18 protein-coding genes are annotated in these 20,358 nt (G+C 43.7%); 12 read left to right on the top strand and 6 right to left on the bottom strand.

The features are described from left to right. Positions 1-985: 985 nt before the first annotated feature. The 12 genes from F7D47_RS00570 (at position 986) to F7D47_RS00515 (ending at position 12,450) form a co-directional block, all read left to right on the top strand. Positions 986-1,207, top strand: a complete 222-nt coding sequence (locus F7D47_RS00570; RefSeq protein ID WP_094446865.1) for a DUF6140 family protein — start codon at positions 986-988, stop codon at positions 1,205-1,207. An 11-nt stretch (positions 1,208-1,218) separates the two neighbouring features. Continuing rightward, on the top strand, positions 1,219-3,453 hold the full coding sequence (locus F7D47_RS00565; protein ID WP_153086434.1) for a hypothetical protein: 2,235 nt from the start codon (positions 1,219-1,221) through the stop codon (positions 3,451-3,453). Positions 3,454-3,521: 68 nt separating this feature from the next. Continuing rightward, positions 3,522-3,743, top strand: coding sequence for a DUF6140 family protein (locus tag F7D47_RS00560; RefSeq protein WP_153086433.1), 222 nt, complete (start codon positions 3,522-3,524; stop codon positions 3,741-3,743). A gap of 629 nt (positions 3,744-4,372) precedes the next feature. Further along, positions 4,373-4,702, top strand: a complete 330-nt coding sequence (locus F7D47_RS00555; RefSeq protein WP_153086432.1) for a hypothetical protein — start codon at positions 4,373-4,375, stop codon at positions 4,700-4,702. 30 nt (positions 4,703-4,732) lie between these two features. Further along, positions 4,733-6,907, top strand: a complete 2,175-nt coding sequence (locus tag F7D47_RS00550; RefSeq protein ID WP_153086431.1) for a hypothetical protein — start codon at positions 4,733-4,735, stop codon at positions 6,905-6,907. Between the two features lie 5 nt (positions 6,908-6,912). Continuing rightward, positions 6,913-7,503 (top strand): DUF4112 domain-containing protein, encoded by a 591-nt coding sequence (locus tag F7D47_RS00545; protein ID WP_153086430.1) that lies wholly within the window; start codon positions 6,913-6,915, stop codon positions 7,501-7,503. A 3-nt stretch (positions 7,504-7,506) separates the two neighbouring features. Further along, positions 7,507-8,133, top strand: a complete 627-nt coding sequence (locus F7D47_RS00540) for a hypothetical protein (protein WP_153086429.1) — start codon at positions 7,507-7,509, stop codon at positions 8,131-8,133. 72 nt (positions 8,134-8,205) lie between these two features. Continuing rightward, on the top strand, positions 8,206-8,973 hold the full coding sequence (locus F7D47_RS00535; protein WP_022120466.1) for a hypothetical protein: 768 nt from the start codon (positions 8,206-8,208) through the stop codon (positions 8,971-8,973). 33 nt (positions 8,974-9,006) lie between these two features. Further along, a complete protein-coding gene (locus F7D47_RS00530) occupies positions 9,007-9,750 on the top strand; it encodes a hypothetical protein (protein ID WP_153086428.1) in 744 nt (247 codons plus the stop codon). Further along, positions 9,719-10,612: a hypothetical protein gene (locus F7D47_RS00525; RefSeq protein ID WP_153086427.1), complete on the top strand. Its 894-nt coding sequence runs from the start codon at positions 9,719-9,721 to the stop codon at positions 10,610-10,612. The genes F7D47_RS00530 and F7D47_RS00525 overlap by 32 nt, the downstream gene beginning before the upstream one ends. A 61-nt stretch (positions 10,613-10,673) precedes the next feature. Then, a complete protein-coding gene (locus F7D47_RS00520; protein WP_153086426.1) occupies positions 10,674-11,147 on the top strand; it encodes a DIP1984 family protein in 474 nt (157 codons plus the stop codon). Between the two features lie 298 nt (positions 11,148-11,445). Further along, positions 11,446-12,450, top strand: coding sequence for a helix-turn-helix transcriptional regulator (locus F7D47_RS00515; protein WP_153086425.1), 1,005 nt, complete (start codon positions 11,446-11,448; stop codon positions 12,448-12,450). Between the two features lie 129 nt (positions 12,451-12,579). Here F7D47_RS00515 and F7D47_RS00510 read toward each other — a convergent pair whose 3' ends face one another. The 6 genes from F7D47_RS00510 to F7D47_RS00485 all read right to left on the bottom strand — a co-directional run bounded on the left by F7D47_RS00510 (position 12,580) and on the right by F7D47_RS00485 (position 20,229). Then, positions 12,580-12,990, bottom strand: coding sequence for an FMN-binding protein (locus F7D47_RS00510; RefSeq protein WP_153086424.1), 411 nt, complete (start codon positions 12,988-12,990; stop codon positions 12,580-12,582). 99 nt (positions 12,991-13,089) lie between these two features. Then, the gene (locus F7D47_RS00505; protein WP_153081347.1) at positions 13,090-13,716 is read right to left on the bottom strand and encodes a nitroreductase family protein; all 627 of its coding nucleotides are present in this window, start codon (positions 13,714-13,716) and stop codon (positions 13,090-13,092) included. 45 nt (positions 13,717-13,761) lie between these two features. Continuing rightward, a complete protein-coding gene (locus F7D47_RS00500) occupies positions 13,762-15,075 on the bottom strand; it encodes a DUF4374 domain-containing protein (RefSeq protein ID WP_153084650.1) in 1,314 nt (437 codons plus the stop codon). A 39-nt stretch (positions 15,076-15,114) separates the two neighbouring features. Continuing rightward, a complete protein-coding gene (locus F7D47_RS00495) occupies positions 15,115-16,470 on the bottom strand; it encodes a DUF4374 domain-containing protein (RefSeq protein WP_153081343.1) in 1,356 nt (451 codons plus the stop codon). 71 nt (positions 16,471-16,541) lie between these two features. After that, on the bottom strand, positions 16,542-18,764 hold the full coding sequence (locus tag F7D47_RS00490) for a TonB-dependent receptor (RefSeq protein WP_228113603.1): 2,223 nt from the start codon (positions 18,762-18,764) through the stop codon (positions 16,542-16,544). 370 nt (positions 18,765-19,134) lie between these two features. Then, a complete protein-coding gene (locus F7D47_RS00485; RefSeq protein ID WP_153084651.1) occupies positions 19,135-20,229 on the bottom strand; it encodes an FMN-binding protein in 1,095 nt (364 codons plus the stop codon). Positions 20,230-20,358: the final 129 nt, after the last annotated feature.

Below are 20,358 nucleotides of genomic sequence, written 5' to 3'. Positions count from 1 at the left end.
GCGTAGGCTAACGGAGACGTATCTGTAAGCTTATCGAGACGTCTGTATCAGCTAACAGAGACGTCTGAACTCGCTGACTGAACTACTTGAGTTGCTTGATTGAACCACTTGAGTTAGCTGACTGAACCACTTGAGTATTCTTCTTCATGTGTTTGCATGCAACCATAAAACTTTTTCAGCAACTTTTCTCGGAAGTATGGAAGAAGGCAGAGTTGAAGGCAAACATGAGGCCAACACAGAAACAGAACAACGTTTGCTGGCGATGGGACTTTCTGCCGAATGTATTTCATCTGCAATTTAATCTTCCCTCTTCATCTTTTCTTCTCCCTATGTCAGTTTTTGTCGCAACCGGATTGTAGTTTTGCAGCAGAATTGACAATAACTCTATATAATAAGGTATGAATGCAGAAAGAAGAGGGGTTAGGAGTCCCTGAAAATAAAATATAAGAGGAATCCATAAGATTTCTTGTTAAAAGTTTGGTGGTTCATCAGATTTTTACTAAATTTGCCATTGTATTAGTGACAGGGCAGGTGAAAGTCCTCGCTTGAAGTCGCTATGATGCAGAGAAACAAGATCATCTTGTGGACACGAGCAAGCTATTCAGTTCTGTAGGTTGAAATCTGGTAAATTGAAACGTAGAAAGAACGAGAATTTGTTTGAGCGAGTCTACACCGTCATATGGTGTGGATTCCTCTTTCGCATTTTCTTTTCTACGGGTTTTACCAGAGCCTAACTTACAAGGAAGTGAAGAAAGTAGGGGTTCGCACCATCTTTTTTCATTTATGAACCATTATGGACTTGTTTGGTTCGCAGATTTTCCTTATCTTTGCCCCTTGAAAGTAAATGATTTACTGCACTCGGCAATTTGAAAGCAAGCTTTCATTGCGCTCGTTTGCATAATCTTTGCAAAATGAAGTAACAACTAGCTGTTTCGGCAGAAAAGCAGGAACAGTTATATATATGAACTTTAAAAACTGAATGATTATGAGCAAGGTATTTCAAGTAAAGCCTAAGCGCCTTAAACGCTCTAACGGTACAGTCCTCACTCCCGATATGGTAGTGACAGTAACAACCATGCAGCACACCGCCACCCCTTTTTACAATGGAGCCAAGGAGGTGCAAGAAGCCTACATGCGCATCTATGCTTTCGATTATAAGAAAGCATGCTGCAATCCAAATGATTTCGAATTTATAAAGTTGGACTAAAAATATAATATATGGAGTTGACGAGTTTAGAAAAAACATATTATGACGAGTTTTCCAAGTCTTTTGGAAAATATGGAAATGGTATTCCGAGTGAAGAATGGGATCGTTTGAGTAAAGTTCGAAAAGGCTTGGATATCACATTAAAGCGCTCAAAAGAAATAATAGAGGCAGTACAAAACCATGTACGTATAACAGAAAGCGAGTCTGCGAATGATGGTAATATGTTATCAATCTTTAAGCGTGGAGTGATGTCATTGCTTCGCCATCATAATAACAATGACTGTTTGATATTGAATATTTCTGATTCAGATAAGAGTGCTATTAGAAATAATTTTGGATTAGGATTAGATGAGCAAATTCTTTGGGTACGTGATACTTCTTTTTGGAGTAGCAAGAATCAGGGACTTGTAATAACTGATAAGCAAATAATCTTTATACATGACAATGATACCCCAAATGATAAAACTTATATTGAATTTAATGATATTCATCATGTAGAATATCGTGAAATGTCTTTGTTTGTTTGGAATTATCAAGAGGAATATGTACAATTTCGTTTAGGCTTATTCTTCAAGGACTCTACAGAATCGAATGAACTCATTGAGGATGCAAAACAATTGGCTAAAGTTCTAACGGAAATGGCAAAATCTGTTGGACATGTTGAGACAGAAACGGTTTTTGATCACATGTCTAATTTGCTAAATGAGGAAAATTATGATGAAGTTATAGATTGTGCAAAGCAAGTTGTTTCTGATAATGGCTATGATAATGATTCTAAATGTGTAGCTTACATGTACCTTTCTGAGGCTTTGTCCAAAAAGGGAGCATTGGATTCACACAAGGGAATGAACTCTTACATGCGAGATGCGATAGAAGCATGCGACCTGGCTCTGGAACTTTGCGAGGAAGAAGATCCTTACAGATACACTATATTCAAACAGAAAGGAGATATAGAACAGGTTGCTGATGATGTGCGTTCTGCTCGTAATTGCTTTATAGCAGCTATGGATTCTGAGGATTTTGACCTTAAAAAGAATGCAAAAAATTCGTATGAGTTGTTGACGCGAGAGATAAGCAGCGACAAAAGCTCGTTTTTGAATGATGATTATAATAAACGTAAGTTCTTGTTTACAGTAAGCAATGACAAGCAGATTCCTGGTTGCTATGACAAGGAGGATAATGTGCAATGGATTTTCTCTCTTGGGCTGATTCCTGACTATATCAATTTTCCTGTAGGTCATCCGCAGCCTAATACGCTTTATATTGGACATCCATTGAAGCCAGGAGTTTATATTCCTTTTGAAAACGCAACAGAGCAGTTGTTCATGGAAAAGGTACGTGAGTTATGTTATTTAGCTCAATGCTTGGGAGCTGTCGAAATTAAATTCAAGAGAATTAAAGGTCTTGATGTTTCCAACTCTGAGTCTTCATGTTTAGAACGCTCTGGAGAAGCAGGACGCAAATTCTTAAATGTAGGAGGTAGCCTCGGTGTTTCTGGTTCAGAAACCAACACCTATTCGTCTAAAGATGGTGTGGAACTTGTTCAGTGCTATTCTCCAATAAAGAAGCCGTTCTGTCCAGAAGGAATGGTTTGGTATGACTCTGATCCTACATGGCAGACATTGGTGAAGCAGAGACTGAATGGTAATATATTGTCTTACGTTGAACATGTTTCTTCTATTGAAACAACAACTGTTTCATCCAATCAATTAATGTCCTTAAAAGGTTCTTTTGAATATCTCTTTGCTAAGGCAAGTGGGGCTTATGATGCTAAAACGGATAAGACTTTTAGTAAGACAGAAGAGATAGAATGGGAGATTGATATGAAATTCAAGCCTTTACAGGATTTTGACAATGCTTATGTCACTAATAGTCAAGCTACCGATTCAATTGACCAAAGTCTGAATTCTGAATTGTCAGAGGACGAGATTGCATATAAGGAAGAAGTAGAGTTCTGTTTGGAAGATGCGTCTGAAATAGATGTTCATTCTCGTAAGTTCTTGGAACGTAAACGTCAGAAACTCGGATTGTCAGAGACGAGAGCACAAGAGATAGAGGACATGGTAAAGGCTTCTTTGGTATCTTTTACCGATGAAGAAAAAGAGTACATGGAAGCTCTCGATGATGTAATTGAAGATGGAGTAATTCCAGATAATGTCCGTAGATTATTGGAGCGTGAAAGAAAATCATTGGGAATCTCTGAGGAACGCGCCAAAGAATTGGAAGAAATAAAATGTAAAGCATAATCCTGATAACTTAATTAGTTGTGATAAGCTTATCGCAACTAATTGGTTATCATAAAATAAAATGAACTATGAGTAAAGTATTTCAAGTAAAGCCTAAGCGCATCAAGCGCTCGAACGGTACCGTCCTCACTCCCGAAATGGTAGTGACAGTAACAACCATGCAGCACACCGTCACCCCTTTTTATAATGGAGCCAAGGAGGTACAAGAAGCCTACATGCGCATTTATGCTTTCGACTACAGGAAAGCATGCTGCAATCCAAATGATTTTGAATTTATAAAGTTGGACTAAATGAAAGAACAAACATTGTATAACATTAAATAAAACTATTATGGGTAAGAAAGCAGAACAAGCTGAGAAAATAGCAAAAAGTGTTGTTAAAGTTGCAGGTATTGTAGCCACAGTTGGAGGGGTAATCTTAAAAACTGTGGCAGATAACAAGAAGTAGTAGGCTAGTTTTTTTAAGCTAAGAATTACTATTCTTTTTCTGGTAAGCATAGAGGTGCATAAATATATGGATCTCTATGCTTTTATGAGTTAAAGATGTTCTAAGGTAATATTATTTATGTCTCTTATTAATAAATAAGAACAATAGTAAATAGTCTGTACTACAGAAAGTTGTTAATAGTAATAATATTAGAAACTCTGCCACCATTTGACATATCTATATAGCTGAGACGAGATATTGGTATATGTCTTCTCACGCTAAAGGCAGAGAATGGATGGAGGAGCGTGCCAAGACGAGGATTCACAAGAGCCTGATCTTTGTGGAAACGAGTAGATTTCAGGTGCAGAAGGATTCCTTGAAGGATTATCGTAAAGAGAAACTTACTCCAACTGAGATTAGAAACAACAAGATGTATCTAAAAGATAATTGTCTGTATAGATGAAATCATAGCATAAATAAAGTATAACGAAAAATGAATAAAATTATAGGGCTTCTTGTAATGGTTTTCATGTTCCTACCCTGGCGACCAATCGTTGCAATAGTGGCAGCAGTATTGTTTGTCAACATCAATGGTACGGAATTGTATGGATGGCAAGCTGGATTGGCGCATGGATTGTTTTTCCTGCCTAATCTGGTGAGGCATCTCTTTGACGGCGATGTCCTTTTCAAGGCTACCAATTGTACTACAGGTTATCTTGTTGCCTGGTGGATAGCTACAGTCGGCTCATGTATCGGTTGGCTCGTTGATGCAACCTTCTCTTTTATGAAGGTTTCGGCATTTGTAGGAAGTGATAAAGAATAAATAAATATAAATATAAATACGATGAACAGTATGGCTGATAATCAAAAAGTATATCAGGCAATCAAGACGATTGCTGATGAACTCTGCAAGGAGAACAAGACGTATCTTCGTGCAGATTTGGCTTTTGAACTGAAGAAGTATGGTATAGCTTCCGATTCCTCGGAAGTGAGTAAGCTGGTATTTGATGCCTACAGATATTTCCATGATAATGGCAATATCGCCATTGCTTTTGTTTCCAATAATTCACGTACAACCCTTGTGGCTGAATACAAGTTGAATGACAGCCTGGAACAGGGCAACAAGGAGGAGGCTTTGAAGATAGCTGAGACGGAACTGGCGTTGTCTTCATCTGCTTTGGAGCAGTTGAAAGAGCAAGTGGAATTGAACCTTAACCTGGTTCTTGTTAAGGGAACGTCGAAGATGGCTGATATTGTCATGGGCACGAATGGCGTGAAAGATGTAAGAAGTAAGGCGTCTACCATGTTTGATAAATATACCAAGATGGTGGAGGCTTATCACTATGCTGAGGATAGTGTTCGTGGAAATATCGAAGATTTTACTTCCTTGCGTAGTGATATCGGGACGGTTTATCGTGACTATGCCCTGAAACTGATTGATATCTATGGCGACTCTATTAAGATGGTTTCACCTGATCTGTTCGACTTCAAGCGAATAGAGTGGTTGGATGTGGACGAGATGCTTAAGTATGTGGAGCTGGAATATAACAAGCTCACGGAGAAATGTGCAGCTTTGATTGGTGAGATTTCTGATAGTTTCCGTACTTCCTTACAGGGTTCTTTGCAGGCTTATAAGTCTTTGTCGAATGGCAACAAGTCATTGGGATTGGCGATGGCAGGACTGACAATGCTCGAACACTATATGGGAGCAAGTGAACGCGCTAATCGTTTGAAGTCTGATTTATCAGTTTTCCAAACCAGCGTGAAGCATGATGCCACTCGCATCAAGGCTGATATGGGACGATTGTTGGTAATCTGCAAGACGCTCAATGATGTGGTAATCCCGAAGGCGAATGTGTTCTTGCGTTATGGAGAAAAACTGTTGGCTTCTGACTTGAAGGCGACGCTTGATGCTTTGTATGCGGATGAGACTATTCGTCCATTGGAGGAGCAACGAAAATGTCTGCTTCAGCAGATGAAGGCGCTGGACATGGAAATGAACGACCATCTTCAGAACATCGATGTCTATACCTCGCTGATTAATGACATCACCGCTACCTTGGAGTCTAAGCAGGGAAGCTATATGGAAGCGAAGGCGAAGAAGCCTTCCAAGCCTTTCTTCCTCGTCAACTGGATCACCTTTGGTATGGCCAACAAAAACTACTATCGCGACTTTGCTGAATGGAATGCGGTATGCTTCCCTCTTGTGAGAGAATACGAGAGCTATCAGGTAGATTTGAAGTTGGATAAGGAGGAATTGGAATCGCATCGTGAGGAACAAACCCGCATCAAAAATGAGTATGCCAAACTCTCCAGTGAACTGGATAAGGTTTCTAAGGAAATCAGAAGCAAGATAGTTTGCTCTGACGAATTGAAGCTGAAGATGCTGAAACATCTTCGTGATATGGTTGCCATGCTGAAACTTGGACGTGAAATCATGGAGAGTAAGATTGATGAGAAGTTGGTGCATATGGTAGATATTCCCGATTATCGGGAGGCAGCCAAGCTTCCTGCTGATGTGGAGCAGAACCTTTCTCTGTTTACAGGAATGTTGGCAGACAATCTTCATGCCGACAAGGATATGGCTAAGAATCTGCTTGACGGAGTTGAAGCATACACGAAAGACCCTAAGAAGATAGAGGGCAAGACCGCACAACAGAACAAACCTGCAGAGTATAGCGAGGAAGACTTGGCGCAGTTAACTGGTGCTATGGAACAATCCTTACAGAAAGGTATTGCTCTATTTGATAGTTTCGCTAAGCTCAAAGCGCAGCAGCTCAGTGGTAGCTTGGCTTCGGCTGCATACGATAAGGAGTTGAAGAAACATGCTGATGAGTTTAAGCGTGAAATGGCTAAGATAGACAACAAGAGTGCTTATCTTCGTGAGGTGTTCAAGCGCATCAATCTGGCTGGTAGTGAGGAGGAACGTAAGCAGGCTATGGAGTTGATGAGCGACTTGAGCGGTTTCTCTCTTTCGAAACAGGAGTTCACGGAATTTATAAATGGTAAGAAACAAATAGAATTATAAGGTGTATGGAAAGTTCAAGAAGACAGCAGGCCCAGGCTGATTTGGGCATGGATTTCGCAAAAGAAGATCAAAAGCGAGAGGCGGCTCTTGCCAAAGAACAGGCGAGGGCTGATAAAAAAGCTGCAAAGCGTGAGAAGATGATGAACATGCCATCATATCGTCTGATGGTAGGTACGGCGAAGTATATGGACAAGTGGTTCTTGGATCCTATCCTTGGTTTCATCCTTCCTGTCGGTATCGGTGATGCTTTGACGAGCGTGTTTGCATTCCCATTTATCTATTACAGTCTTTGCGTGGTTAAGTCTATTCCGCTGACTTTGGCTGTCATCTATAATATCTTGATGGATGTACTGATAGGTGCCATACCTTTCTATATAGGTGATGTGCTGGATGTATTCAAACGTTCGTATGTAGAGAACCTGAGATTGGTTACCGGGTATATCGAGGATGATAAGGAGATTATCAATAAGGTGAATAAGAAGGCATTCTGGACGGCTGTGTTCATCGTCGTGCTTTGCTGGTTGATTTATGTGGTGATTTCATGGGCTATTCGCTTGGGAACCATGGCTTATGATTGGATAGCTTCTTTGTTCTAAAAGATGAATAGGAATATTTTCTTTCAACCCTTCGTTGGCAAGGATTATGCCAACGGGGGGATATTCGGCAAGCGAATCATGATATTGGGCGAGAGTCATTATTGTGATGAGAGTTGTACGGATTGTGGCGACTGCCAGCTACATCGGGAGTGTATGAACTTTACGCAGCAGGTGCTTGATGATTATCTCAATGAGAACAAGGAACGGCAGAACTGGATGCGGACTTTTCTGAAGTTTGAGCGTTCGTTAGTGGGTGAAGAAACAGACCAGGCAATGAGGCTGAAGATTTGGAACTCGGTTATCTTCTTCAACTATCTGCAAGTGGCGATGGGTGGTCCTCGCGAGGCTGGCACAGCCGAACAATATCACCAGGCTGGCAAGGCTTTCTTCGAGGTCATCGAAAAGTACCAACCTGAGTATGTCATCGTATGGGGCAAGAGGCTTTGGGATAATCTTCCTAATGTGCGCTGGCAGGATGGCGACGACATCGTAGTGGATGGTTATCCTGTTGCTATGGGTACTTATCTTCTGAGTAATGGCAAGCAGGTGAAAGTGATGGCGGTGAATCATCCGTCCGTAGGCTATTCCTGGGACTATTGGCACAAGGTGATACAAAGATTTTTGAGATAATTTTCTCGCTTGCGTCACGATTTGACACACCCAACCTGTACCTTTGCAGCTGTAAACATAAAACAAGGAATTATGGCACAGATTACAATCAATATCCAGACTTTGGACTGGACAATGGGGGAGACCGTAGGCTTGCACTTGATGCTGAAGAAAGGCAGCAAGGCAAGAATCGCTTGGGGCGATGGAAAGGTACAGGTCGTGACAGGTAAACAGAAACCTGCTTCCGAAAAGTTGGCTTGGGTGGAGGCAGGTCATGCCTATCCTGAGAAGGGCATGTACTACACCATTACCATCTGTTCGGAAGAGGAGGATGCCATTATAGGATTTGATGGATGTGGCATGTTCGAGGTGAAAACCTTAGATGTGATTCTCACGGAATGTCCTAACTTGCGTATCTTGGGCTATTCTGGGTATGGCGAGGAGAAACTCGACGTGAGCAAGAATCCTTTGCTGGAGTTCATCGACTTCCACGAGATAAGAAACGAGAAATTGGATTTCTCTGCCAATCCTCTCTTGGAGGAGTTGCATATCGAGGGTGCCAAAGATTTGGTGTCTTTGAATTTGAGTAAGAACGACAAGTTGCGTCGCTTGGACATCTTCATGTGTCACAATCTCCAGCATCTTGCCTTGAGCAATCAGTCGCAGCTGAATGAGGTGGATTTCGCTCTCACTCATCTCCGTCCCAAAGACTTGGAGTATTTGGAGAAGACGTTGAAGCGAAACTCTCCCTACAAGATACGGGGAGGAAGCTTTGGCGATGATAAGATAATAGAAGTTAGTAATGGTGAAATCGTAGGTGAAGATGAAGGAAAATTGGATTCAACTTATCGATACAATTGAGAAAGATCCGTTTGAAACGGAGGCTTTCTTGCTTTGATGGATTATGTGGGCGAAGCGTCGGATGATGACAAGCGCAGAGTTGTACAAGAAGTAGAGCGTCGCATCAAGATGATTGCCCGTTATGATGCGGACAAGAGTTTCCGCTTCCGTAAGTTCAGTGAACAGGAGCGGGAGGTGCTTGATTCCCTTTGGAGTACTCGGGTAAAGATTCTCAATGTGATGATGTTAAATCCTACAGAGGAAGAAATTGAGCGTTTGGGACATCAGAACGATAAACTTCATGAACTATCGAAGGATGCCTTTGCGCAAGGTCGCAACCTCTGGAAGTCTTTGTTGCACTCACCGAGCTTGATGGCAAACGAGGATTATTATGATGTGGAGGAGCACGTTGATTTCAGTTGGAATGATGAGGATTCCGTCCTCAAGATGGATAATGATGACTATTATGGCTCAGACTTCGAGTATATGCTCCATTTTCATTGCAATTTTAGGGATAGTGGGCGGTATTCGTATGGGGAACCTCTAGTGGCTGATGATGGGACCAACTGGAATTTGGATTATCTCGACAATCAGGCTTTCGACAAATTTTGTATCTGCCATCTCCTTCACTCGCTCCATAGTCATGAGCATTACTCTTTGCCTGACATCCTTCGTATGGATGATTTTTGGACGGATGTCAGCTTGAGATATGAGCGAGAGGTGTATCAATGGAAAAAAGGAAACGTATTCTTTAAAGAGGAAGTAAATGGAAAAGGAATGGAAAAAACTGATAGATGATGTAGAGAACGACCGTAGCTATAGTTCGGAGCCTCACTTCAAATTTATAGACTTTATAAGAGAAAAGTCTACGATAGAGGATAAGCGTGCCATCGTGCAAGAGGTGGAACGTCGTATCAAGAAGGTGGTGAATCGGGAGGATAATAATCCAGATGGGTTCTTCCGTAACTTCAGTGATACGGAGCGGGATTTGCTGGACGATTTGCTCGGGCTTCGTGAGGTGACGCTCGATGAGATGATGCTTCATCCTACTGCTGCCGAGGTGGAACGATTGAGCAAGTTGAACGACAAACTCTACAAACTCACCTTGGAGTGTTTTGAGCAGTGCCGTAACCTTTGGCTTACGCTCTACCGTTCGCCATACAAGGTGGACGACCGTTTCTGCTACGACTTGGACAGTACGCTTCGATTCGAGTATGCTGACAAAGACTCGGTCTTGCATCTCGAGAATGATGACTATTACGGTTCCGACTTCGACTATATGATTCATCTGACAGATGAGTTGCTCAGTACAGGACATTGCAAGATGGATACCATCGTGAATGGTGCGTCTGCCAACTTTTTCGGCAACGAAGAGGATACGTTGAGAGAGTTGACTGATACGCTCGACGATGGCACGTCGTGGGCGGAAGGCTATCTGCACAACAAGGCGTACGACCATTTGTGTATCTGTTATGCGATGCATGCCTTGCATACTCATGAGCCATGGTGCCTGCCAGATATTCTCCGCATGGATGATTTCACTATCAATGTGAAATTGAATTATGAGCGCAGCGTGTCAGAGCAGCGAGATATTCATTATCCTGATGTAAACGAGAATGACCCTCATTGGCCTGAGGGTGTGCCTTGTTTGGAAAGGTGAAAAATAATTTGTGATGCAATAAAAATAAAATTAGAACGTCATATATAAAAAATAGAAGATTATGAAGTTAGCAGAAGCATTGAGCATCAGAGCCGACTTGCAGAAGAAAGTGGCTCAACTGAAAGAACGTATCAAGGAAAGCGCCAAAGTGCAGGAGGGTGATGAGCTTTGCGATAACGTGGAGGAACTGTACAAGGAACTGGATGAAGCACTCGTCCAGTTGGAAGGCTTGATTTATCGCATCAACATCACCAACGTTCAGATAGTTCAGGACGGAGACTCCTTGACTCGATTGATAGCCAAGAGAGACGTCTTGTCGATGCGTGTCAAGGCATTGAAAGAGGTGGTGAACTACGTAGCTGCCAACGATACTCGCTTTGGCAGAAACGAACTGAAATATGTTAGAACCATAGATATAAAGGTTCTTCGTAAGGAGGCTGATACCTATGCCAAGCAGTATCGGGAACTCGACCTGAAAATTCAGAGTTTGAACTGGACTGTAGATTTGGTAGATTTGCAAGACTTGCCCCGCTAATGGAGCGAGGATTGAAATTTTCATTGAGTAGATTAAAATTTTCGGAGAAAAGATAGAGGCAGCAAGAAACTGACATCAGGCAATAGGTCTGTGTTAGCATTATTAATAATTCATGTGTTTCATGCAAAGAGACGAGTTTGTTCACAGTTCATTTCAAGCATCGGGCACAAGTGTATCGCGCATTGGTATATGACAAAAGTCAGAAACACCAGCATTTAGCATTACCATTTTGTTGGCTATCTTTTCTCCTTTTCTTTTTAGGCATTTCTCGTAAATATTCATTAGATTTTTAGAGATTATGGACAATCGTGTAAAATTCTATAGTTGGCTGATTGGCCTCTTGGATCGTAAGCATCTTACCTTTGAGGAGATTGCTAATGAGTGGCGTGATGCCAACGCTAATCAGGATGAGGATGAGTTGGACAAACGTACTTTTCATCGTTATCGTGAAAATATCCAGTCGCAGTTTGGCATTACTGTGGAATGCGACAAGAGCGACGGCTATCGGTATTATCTGAAGCGTGATCCGATCGCTAATGATGATGTGACGGAATGGATGCTGAGTTCCCTGCGGTTGGCTTCGTTTGGTGATATGCTGAAATTTCATAACAAGGTGATGCTTGATACGCCGCCATACAATACGGAATATCTGGATGATATTCTTGCAGCGATAGATAAGCAATATCTGCTGAAGTTTAAGTATGTTTCGGGGTTCGGAGCAGAGAGCGATATCGTGCTGCAACCGGCTTTCGTGAGATACTTCAAACAACGGTGGTACGTGATTGGAGTGAAGAGTGAAGAACGAAGAGTGAAGAATTCAAGTGCTGAGGTTGATGGAGATGCTGATTTGAATGCTGAGGTTGATGAGAAGAAGTTCGTTCGCTGTCTTCCTTTCGACCGCATCAGTTTCCTGAAGCTTATTTGCGAGAAGCATCCGTTGCCGGCAAAGATGAAGAAGTTCCTGACTCCAGAGAATTATTATGAAGATTGCTTTGGCATCTATCGGATGGAAGATGTGCCCGTGGAGCAAATCCGCATCCGTGCCTTCTATCCGGAATACAATTACATCGAGGAGGTTCCGCTGCACGAGAGTCAGCAGAAAGTAAAGGAGTCGAAAGATGGAATGTATCGGGAATATACCCTCACCATTCGCCCCAGCCGTGATTTCCTTCAGGAACTGTTATGGCATGGCAGAAATATCATCGTACTGAAGCCCGAGAACTTGAGGCAGGAGATGATTGATATCTTAAAGGATATGACGAAGAGTTATGAGACGGGCGAATGCCTGAATGGGGAGGAATAAGGGCTTAGTATTTCTCTCCTGGGAAATGGGAAATTCAAGGGGCTAAGCTACATTACCAAAAATCCCGGCAAGAGAATAGCTGCATGCTATCTCCTGCCGGGATTTATTATTTTATGAATCAATCTTTCCCTACTTATGCTTCTGGTAATAAGCAATGCCACGCTTTACATTTTCTTTTACTGCTTTGCTGGAGAAGGTGGCACCCGTAACGCCATCTACCTGGACAGTAGCTGCCTTGCTGGCTTTCATGCCATTCCATTTGTTGAGCAACCCCTGTTTTACCTTATTGAAGAAGTTGGGAGTCTCCTTGTTGGCAAGCGGCTTGATTCCTACTATTTTTCCTTTCTTGATATAGATAGAAAGGGGCGTATTGCCACGAAATCCCTTAACGTCTTTGCACAGTGTGGTGGTATTGATGATGTAAGTACCGTCAGCTTCCTTGGTCATTACCTCAGAGTGTGAGCTTCTGGTTGTTGCAATCATGCTGCCAGCCATTCCCATACTTAATATTGCTGCTAAAATCAATGTTCTTTTCTTCATAATTATATTTGTTATATCCTTGATAATATTGCGCAAAATTACAAAATAATTCTGTAACAGACAAAGCCGCTTTTAAAAATCATCATTTTTAGGTATTCCCTAGTTCGGTATTCCGTAGGTAATCTTCTTGGTATCCCATTTATCTTTTGGCTGCTCCGGCTCGTCAGGATAACCGATGATGATACCATTTAGCGGAATCAGATTGTCAGGCAAATTCAATGTTCTGGAAATGCCATTCACTTTCTTCTGGATAGGATAGATGGTTGTCCAGCAGGCTCCCAATCCCATGGCATGAGCTGCCAGGAGAATGTTTTCGGAAACGGCGGAAAGATCCTGTACCCAGAGTTCCTTGCCCTGTCCCTCTGCCATACGGGTGGTATCAGCGCAGACAAAGATGAAGAGAGGTGTCTTTTTGATATCCTCTGCATGATACTTATTGGATTCGGCATATTTCTCAATATCCTGCTTGTCCTTCAGAACCACAAAATGCCATGGTTGCATATCGTTCGCTGTAGGTGCAGCCATACCGGCACGGAGCAAGGCTTCTATCTTGACATCCTCCACTGGCTGCTGCTTGAACTTTCTTACGCTTGTGCGGGTCATGATGTTCTCCATCACAGCCTTTGCACTTACATTTTCCTTCACTGCATCCTGGATGCTTCCTGGAAGAGTAGTCTGTGCATTTGCCGAAGCAAAGCCCATAGCCGCCAAGGCGACTATGAGCATTTTGTTAAGTTTATGCATACAATTTGAAAAATACATTATAATAATTTATTGTTTAAGAATTGTTATAGCCTTGAGCAAGTCGCCATTTCCGAAGGTCATGAATGGACTTGCTACACCTGTAGTTGCATCTATCTTGTAGATGGTTGGAGTAACGGAAGAGGTGCTCTCTGCACGAGTTACACTCTTGGCGCCATGATTCCAGCTACCGCCAGAACCGCTTCCTGAACCACCACTCATGCTTGTAGGAGCAGCCACTGGCAGGTAATAGGCATCAGCATAGCCGTCGCCCCAGCCAAATGATACGGTAGAGGCATCTGGCAGTCCGGTTACCCATGTCAGGGTCTTAGCATCCATATCCACTACAGCCATCTTGCCGGAAGCATCCATGTTGCCATACTTGTTCTTGTCGAGATAGAATTCCAGCAGGAACTTGCTGCCACTGATGTGGAATGCCTTGCGGAAACGGTAACCATCTGATGCGGCAAAGATATTGAACTGATAGTTCTTGTCAAACTCTGTCTCACCCTTCTTGATACGCAGGGCACCCACCTTGCTGTCTGTAGCGCTGGAACCTGAGAATACATAGATGTTGCCATTATCATCGGCACCGCTCTGGGTGTAACGCACAGAACGCATGGCTCCCACTGATGTGCCGATGCGATCGTCGTAAATCATCTTCTTGATATTCAGACTATAGTCGCAGATGGCAACAGCGGCTGAATCACGATTGCTGTAATTCACAACCATTGCCACCTGATTATTGCCCATATCAACGATATTGGAGATGTTTGGGTTTACCTCATCGATGGCATACTGGGTAAGACCTAGCGCAATGTTGTTGCCAGCACCTGTCTTATCCACTACCATGGCGTATGGCTGACTGATTTGTGCTGCGTAGGAATAGGTTCCAAATGTACCTGTGTTACCGAAAGCGGAAACCAGGACTGGTGAACCAATCTCCACCATCTTGCCATTCTCTACCTGATAGCTGCGGAGACCTGCCTTCAGACTGCCGATACCTTCAGCAGAAGCACCGCGGGCATAGATATAGCCCGTAAAAACGCCAGTGGTCTTATTGTAAGTAACCTGTGTGAAGCTGTCGTAACACTTCACCGCATCTGCTGCGCCATATACATTCTCGCCATTCTTGGCAGTAGAAAGATCATTGTAAACCTTCATATAGACACCACCGGTAAGGTCGGTATTAGGGTCGCCGGAAGTTACGACAAAGCTAACCTCTTTTGGGTCGATGACGGATGCACCGCCACCATTTTCGTTGTTGTCATCATCTGAGCATGATGTGAATGTCATGCATGATGCAAGCGCCATGAGCGCTGCTGAAAAGAATAATTTTTTCATGTTTTTTTAATTTCTATTTATATATGAATGATATTGAATTTATCTGTTTAATTTTCCGAGTGTTCTGATTTCTGTCACACCCTTGATGCTGATACCCTTGGTTGCCACACCAGTCTCTAGATTCACCTGATAGATGGCTGCATCCTGGCCAAACTGGGTGATAGGGAGATAGATTACTCCATCTGCATACATCGGAACGCCTCCGGTTTCCGTACCCGATGTGATGAGATTCTTCGTAGGGATGCCGCTGAGCCAGGTAAACTTCTTGCTCTCCATATCTACGATGGCAAACTGATGGCCGACTGTCATGGTGTTGATATTCTTCTCGTTGTAGATTTCGAGCAGGAACTTACTGTCTGTGATGTACCATACACGTCGGAACTTGTAGCCATCGGCAGGAGTCTGAATGTCGAAATAATAATCTTTATCAAATTCCTCTGCTCCCTTGTTGATGCGCAGAGCACCAGCCTTGCGGGTGGTTGCGGTATTGAATGCATTGGAGAAGACATACACCGTACCATCGTTGGTCTTGAATACTTCGTGGAGAACCTGAGAGCGATATTGGCCGGCTGCATAGCTGATACGGTCGTCACGATAAACCTTCAGTACGTTCAGATCCTTATCCATCTTTGCCACCCATACACTATCGGGATATTTCACGTCGCCAATGCTGGAACCATCACCGGTTCCCGTCTGGTGGAATGCAGACTGAACCATCGCTGTAAGGAAAGTTCCGTCGCCATTGTCGATGATGCTTGAGAAGGTGACCTGCTGACCATTGCCTGTGATGTCTTCCGTCCAGATGGTCTTGGTATGATCGAGTTTCACTCCGTCTGCAGTGATGTTCCAGAAGGCGAAGGTGGCTCCGTCGTTTCGCTTGCCGTCGGCAGAAACCTGACCTCCAACACTGGTCAGCAACTGACCATTGAAGAAGCCATAGTTGGAGAAGCGGGTTTCAATGCGGAACTCACCCAGTTTGGAGAACTGAGAATCATCCGATGTCCAGCGCAATCCATATCCCAGACCGGCAAACTGCTGCTGATAAACCATGCCGATGGCATCGTGGTTGTTGAATATCCAGGTATATTCTGTCTGTGGCAATTCCATGATGTTGTTTCTGATGTCAAGATTGCCTGCCGTCAGACTGTTAGTCTGCATGATGTATTCTGTACCATTGTCGGTCTTTACGGCAATGAAGTAAGAACCCTTCCCGTTCTTTACTGCTTCATCAGAACCCGAAGAGGAACCGTCTCCGTTTTCATTTCCCGAGCCACTGTCTGCACCCGAAATATCATCGCTGCTGCTACAGCTTGTAAGCCCGGGTGTGATTCCGAAAAGGCACAAGAATAGCCCTGTCACTGCCATTCTTGACAGTGATAAATAAGTCTTTTTCATTCTTTTAAACGTATGTTACTGATTAATTATAATGTATTCTGAATCAATATTTTCCTAAGATAATACCCTTACTATTGCTTGTAAAACACATAGCGGAACTTGATGCTGAAACTGCGCCCTGGCTTTTGCAAGCTATAGTTGTCGTAGAGTAGGGCATTGGTGAAGTTGTTCGCCTCTATCGATACGTTGTATCTGCCGCCTTGTATCGCATACACCAGATTGGCATCATGGCTCCATTGCTCTGGCACATAGAGTTTAGCACCCTCGCTTGCCCATGAGCGGAAGAACCGGTGTACGTATCTCATGTTCCAGCCTATGGTAAGTCGGTTTGCCTTGCCCAACACATGCTTGAAAGTATAGCTTGCATCAGCACCGCCAAATGTATAAGGCAAGTTAGGCACACGGTCGCCATAGGTTACCGATTCTGCCCCGATACTGTTGAGTCGCTCTCTGTCGCGGGTGTTCTGCATGGAGAAGTTTCCACCGATACTTGCCACATCCTTGTAATAGTAGTGCAAGCCCAGGTCCATTCCCAGTCCCAGCACCTTGCCGTGGTTGGTGCTCACGGCTACTCCCTTCTGTCCGATGGTTCGGATGATGTAATCCGCTACGTGGCGATAGTTGAAGCCTGCATCTACACTTAGGGTATGCGCATCATTGAAAGTATGCTGATAGCCCAGGTTCAGATTCACGTTGTCGCTCTTCTCCGGGCGAAGGGTGGCATTGCCATCCTCATAATCGCCATCACCAAAGAGCTCACGGTCGGTAGGCAGACGATAGGTTCGCTCATACGACAGCTTTATCTGTAAGTCTTTGTTCAACAGAAAGTAAGTTCCTGCTGCACCATATCCCAAGGCATCGGTAGAATGTTCCTGCTCCTGATAGTCGGCACGCCCGGATGAAGCGATGTTCACAGGTCCTCTAACATGTGAGTCGTAGTACTTCAGGAAGGCCACCATGTTCCAATGCTGGTTGGGGATAAACTTGTACGACAGTCCCAAGGTGTTTTTGGCATTGATGCGGCGCATGAAGGTGGCTGCTGAACTCTGAACGCTATTGGATGCCGCGTTGGTGGTGCGGCGGCGATAATGGGTATAAGTATCGTTGAGCGTAAAGAAATGCTGGTCGCCAAGATGATAGGTCAGGTTGGCAACGGTAGCCAGGGTGTAACCCTTGAATTCGGCAAGCGTCGGAACTCCCTCGCCCTGATAGGCATTTACCTTATACTCACCCGTCCAGCTATAGGTGCGGCTGAGCGTATCCACATTATTGGTCTTCACCATGTCGTAACGTGCCGACAATCGGAAGTTCAAACCTGGGATAGCAAGATTTCGCTTCTCATAGAGCAGTGAGGGAGTCCATCCTTGCGCTGTGCGATATTTGCCGCCAAACACGATTTTCATCAGATTGGCGTTCTGTATCTGTGCATATTCATGGCTATAGTTCAAGCCGAAGACGAGCTTGTCGGCCCATGTCTTATCTACCACACCCAGCTGGAAGATGACAGCCTCGTTGTGGTATCTGTCGTGGAACCGGCGGAACCATGCCTCTTCGTTACTCACCGCATTGGTCTCAAGATCAGTCCATTGCGTCTTTACCTTATAGTCGTTGTCTGAATAGTTCTGATAGGCGTTCAAGCGGAGCATAAGCCCCGATTTGCCCGTCCATCCTAGAGAGAGATTACTGCGATGAGTATTGAATGAGCCATAGCTATAGCTGGCATCAACGTATGTATGCGGCGAGTGGTCGGTCACGATATTAATGGCACCTCCCAGGGCATCTCCACCGAAATCTACGGGTACGACACCCTTATATACCTCGATGCGGTTGGCAAAGCTCGCAGGTATATTGTTGATGCTGAAACTGGATGATGCACCATCCATCGGCACACCATCGATAAAGAGTTTCACGTGCTTGCCCGTAAAGCCATTCAGGTTGATGCTTGCGCCAGAGCCAAGACCTCCGTCCTCACGCACTTTCACGCCCGATATGCGGTCGAGAACATGCGCCAGGTCGAGGTTGGTGTTGCGCAGGCGACGTGTATCTACTGCCATGACATTGAATGCCGACGAGTTGACACGCTTTACCTGGTTGCCACGAACCACTACTTCGCCCAGATGCTGGGTTTGTTTTAACTTGTCACCATGCAGATTCTTTCTATAGTTATCCTGCTGATGATGCTTACTGAAATCATTTTTGAGGGAGTCTGAATCGTGCTGTGCCCATGCCGCCATCGTCATGATGAGCATGCATAGAGCCAATACGCCCCTACGTATATAGTTGCTTCTTATCATATCAAAGTTATTTCCGTTTTGCTGGAAAATAATTTGTGGTACCATAAGGAGTAATTATACGTCGGGCCTAGCACATTCTTCAGGGATATAAATATAAAAAGGCAGTTACACCTTATTATATAATATGTAAGGAATGATATGGGCAATGACTGTTTCTCGCTTATCCGTTGCTTTTATTCCATGCTTTCCGGCTGAGGCTGGAATATATGCCATTCCTGCCTCGGTCTTGTTTGCGGGTGCAAAGGTACTGACTTATCAGGAAATATGCAATACCTAGAAATGATGATTTTGTTTTTTGAAAGTTCATACCAAGTAAAAACCGGCCGTCAGAATGCATCGTTTATCATGCGTTCTAATGACCGGTTTATTTCTATTTCTTTTTCTTTAAAATAGAGATTTGGCTGTATTTAATGAGTGATCCCGTAGGACAGACAAAGCGACAGTATGGTCGCATGATTACCGTTGAGAGTGCCACGAAGGTTATGGCAATGGCAATGACAATCCATGATGCTGATTGGAATACAAAGGCAGAGAAGGGTTCATAATCAATCCAGTCGAACCATATACCCGTCCACAAACACAGCATGAGTATGGCCCACAGAATCTGGCGGAACATATCCAGTCGTCTGGCTGTCGTTGGTTTCATTCTGACTTTATATCCAACGCATTTTCCTGCAAGCTCCTGCAAAGAACCAAAGGGGCACACATGCGTACAATAGTATGATTTCTTGCCGAAGAGAGGATATACGAATGCCGTGATTATCATGATGACCGGTACTATCAATGCCACTATGTTCATGCCATTCGACATATAGCTGACGATTGATGTATAGTTAAGAAATGAGCCACACCAGAAACCAAGCACTATGACATTCAAGATTTGCTGACCTATCCTATATCGTCTGTTCTTGATGAAAAGCGGTACGATGGCTGCCATGAGCACAACAATCAGTCCGGCTATAGCCTTGGCAGAGAAATCAAACTCTGACCATACGGAAGTCTTTACAGGATTCTTAGCTGCATATTGAAGTCCTCGCTGCACGTTTCCGATGATTGCCTTCGAAGAGAATGTTGCGCCAGACACGGCGTCCACCTTTATCTTCTGAGCGTCTTCTATCGTCTTGCCGTTCCATTTTGTAAGAAGGGCAGAAGCCTCTTTAAAGAAATCGGGAGACTCTGAGTTGGCAAGTGCTCTGATACTCTTTACCCTGCCATCCTGCAAGGTAATCTCCAATGGCACGATGCCTCCGTAGCCTACAATGTCTTTTCCAAGTTCTGTAGTATTCAATTGTACAGAACCATCTTCAAGCACAGCCATGGGCTCAGTCTTTGGTGCTACTGTCTGTTGCTGATTCACATTCTGTCCTACCACCTTGCCGTCTCTTCGAATACTGACAGCCGCAATCATCAGTACACATGTCAGCAAGCAAAGTAGTTGTTGTAGTTTTCCTGAATAATTTCTCATAAAATTTTTCATCGGATTTTCTCCTGTTATTCTTATTATTAATTTATATACCCAACAAGTATGACACTAAAATGGAGTTAATTCGACACGAAGTGAGTCATGGTTTCTACCAAAACCATCTTTTGGACT

Source organism: Segatella copri, assembly GCF_009494835.1.
GTDB lineage: Bacteria > Bacteroidota > Bacteroidia > Bacteroidales > Bacteroidaceae > Prevotella > Prevotella copri_F.
The sequence above is the reverse complement of the archived record's forward strand: the minus strand, read 5'-3'. Positions and strand labels throughout refer to the sequence as shown.

What these genes read in the sequence shown, in the direction of transcription:
- F7D47_RS00505 (WP_153081347.1), bottom strand. Translation starts at nt 13,716, where the DNA reads ATGCTCATAGTCGCCTTGGCGGCTATGGGCTTTGCTTCGGCAAATGCA.
- F7D47_RS00545 (WP_153086430.1), top strand. Translation starts at nt 6,913, where the DNA reads ATGGAAAGTTCAAGAAGACAGCAGGCCCAGGCTGATTTGGGCATGGAT.
- F7D47_RS00540 (WP_153086429.1), top strand. Translation starts at nt 7,507, where the DNA reads ATGAATAGGAATATTTTCTTTCAACCCTTCGTTGGCAAGGATTATGCC.
- F7D47_RS00515 (WP_153086425.1), top strand. Translation starts at nt 11,446, where the DNA reads ATGGACAATCGTGTAAAATTCTATAGTTGGCTGATTGGCCTCTTGGAT.
- F7D47_RS00555 (WP_153086432.1), top strand. Translation starts at nt 4,373, where the DNA reads ATGAATAAAATTATAGGGCTTCTTGTAATGGTTTTCATGTTCCTACCC.
- F7D47_RS00560 (WP_153086433.1), top strand. Translation starts at nt 3,522, where the DNA reads ATGAGTAAAGTATTTCAAGTAAAGCCTAAGCGCATCAAGCGCTCGAAC.
- F7D47_RS00490 (WP_228113603.1), bottom strand. Translation starts at nt 18,764, where the DNA reads ATGATAAGAAGCAACTATATACGTAGGGGCGTATTGGCTCTATGCATG.
- F7D47_RS00500 (WP_153084650.1), bottom strand. Translation starts at nt 15,075, where the DNA reads ATGAAAAAATTATTCTTTTCAGCAGCGCTCATGGCGCTTGCATCATGC.
- F7D47_RS00485 (WP_153084651.1), bottom strand. Translation starts at nt 20,229, where the DNA reads ATGAGAAATTATTCAGGAAAACTACAACAACTACTTTGCTTGCTGACA.
- F7D47_RS00525 (WP_153086427.1), top strand. Translation starts at nt 9,719, where the DNA reads ATGGAAAAGGAATGGAAAAAACTGATAGATGATGTAGAGAACGACCGT.
- F7D47_RS00510 (WP_153086424.1), bottom strand. Translation starts at nt 12,990, where the DNA reads ATGAAGAAAAGAACATTGATTTTAGCAGCAATATTAAGTATGGGAATG.
- F7D47_RS00520 (WP_153086426.1), top strand. Translation starts at nt 10,674, where the DNA reads ATGAAGTTAGCAGAAGCATTGAGCATCAGAGCCGACTTGCAGAAGAAA.
- F7D47_RS00565 (WP_153086434.1), top strand. Translation starts at nt 1,219, where the DNA reads ATGGAGTTGACGAGTTTAGAAAAAACATATTATGACGAGTTTTCCAAG.
- F7D47_RS00495 (WP_153081343.1), bottom strand. Translation starts at nt 16,470, where the DNA reads ATGAAAAAGACTTATTTATCACTGTCAAGAATGGCAGTGACAGGGCTA.
- F7D47_RS00535 (WP_022120466.1), top strand. Translation starts at nt 8,206, where the DNA reads ATGGCACAGATTACAATCAATATCCAGACTTTGGACTGGACAATGGGG.
- F7D47_RS00570 (WP_094446865.1), top strand. Translation starts at nt 986, where the DNA reads ATGAGCAAGGTATTTCAAGTAAAGCCTAAGCGCCTTAAACGCTCTAAC.
- F7D47_RS00550 (WP_153086431.1), top strand. Translation starts at nt 4,733, where the DNA reads ATGGCTGATAATCAAAAAGTATATCAGGCAATCAAGACGATTGCTGAT.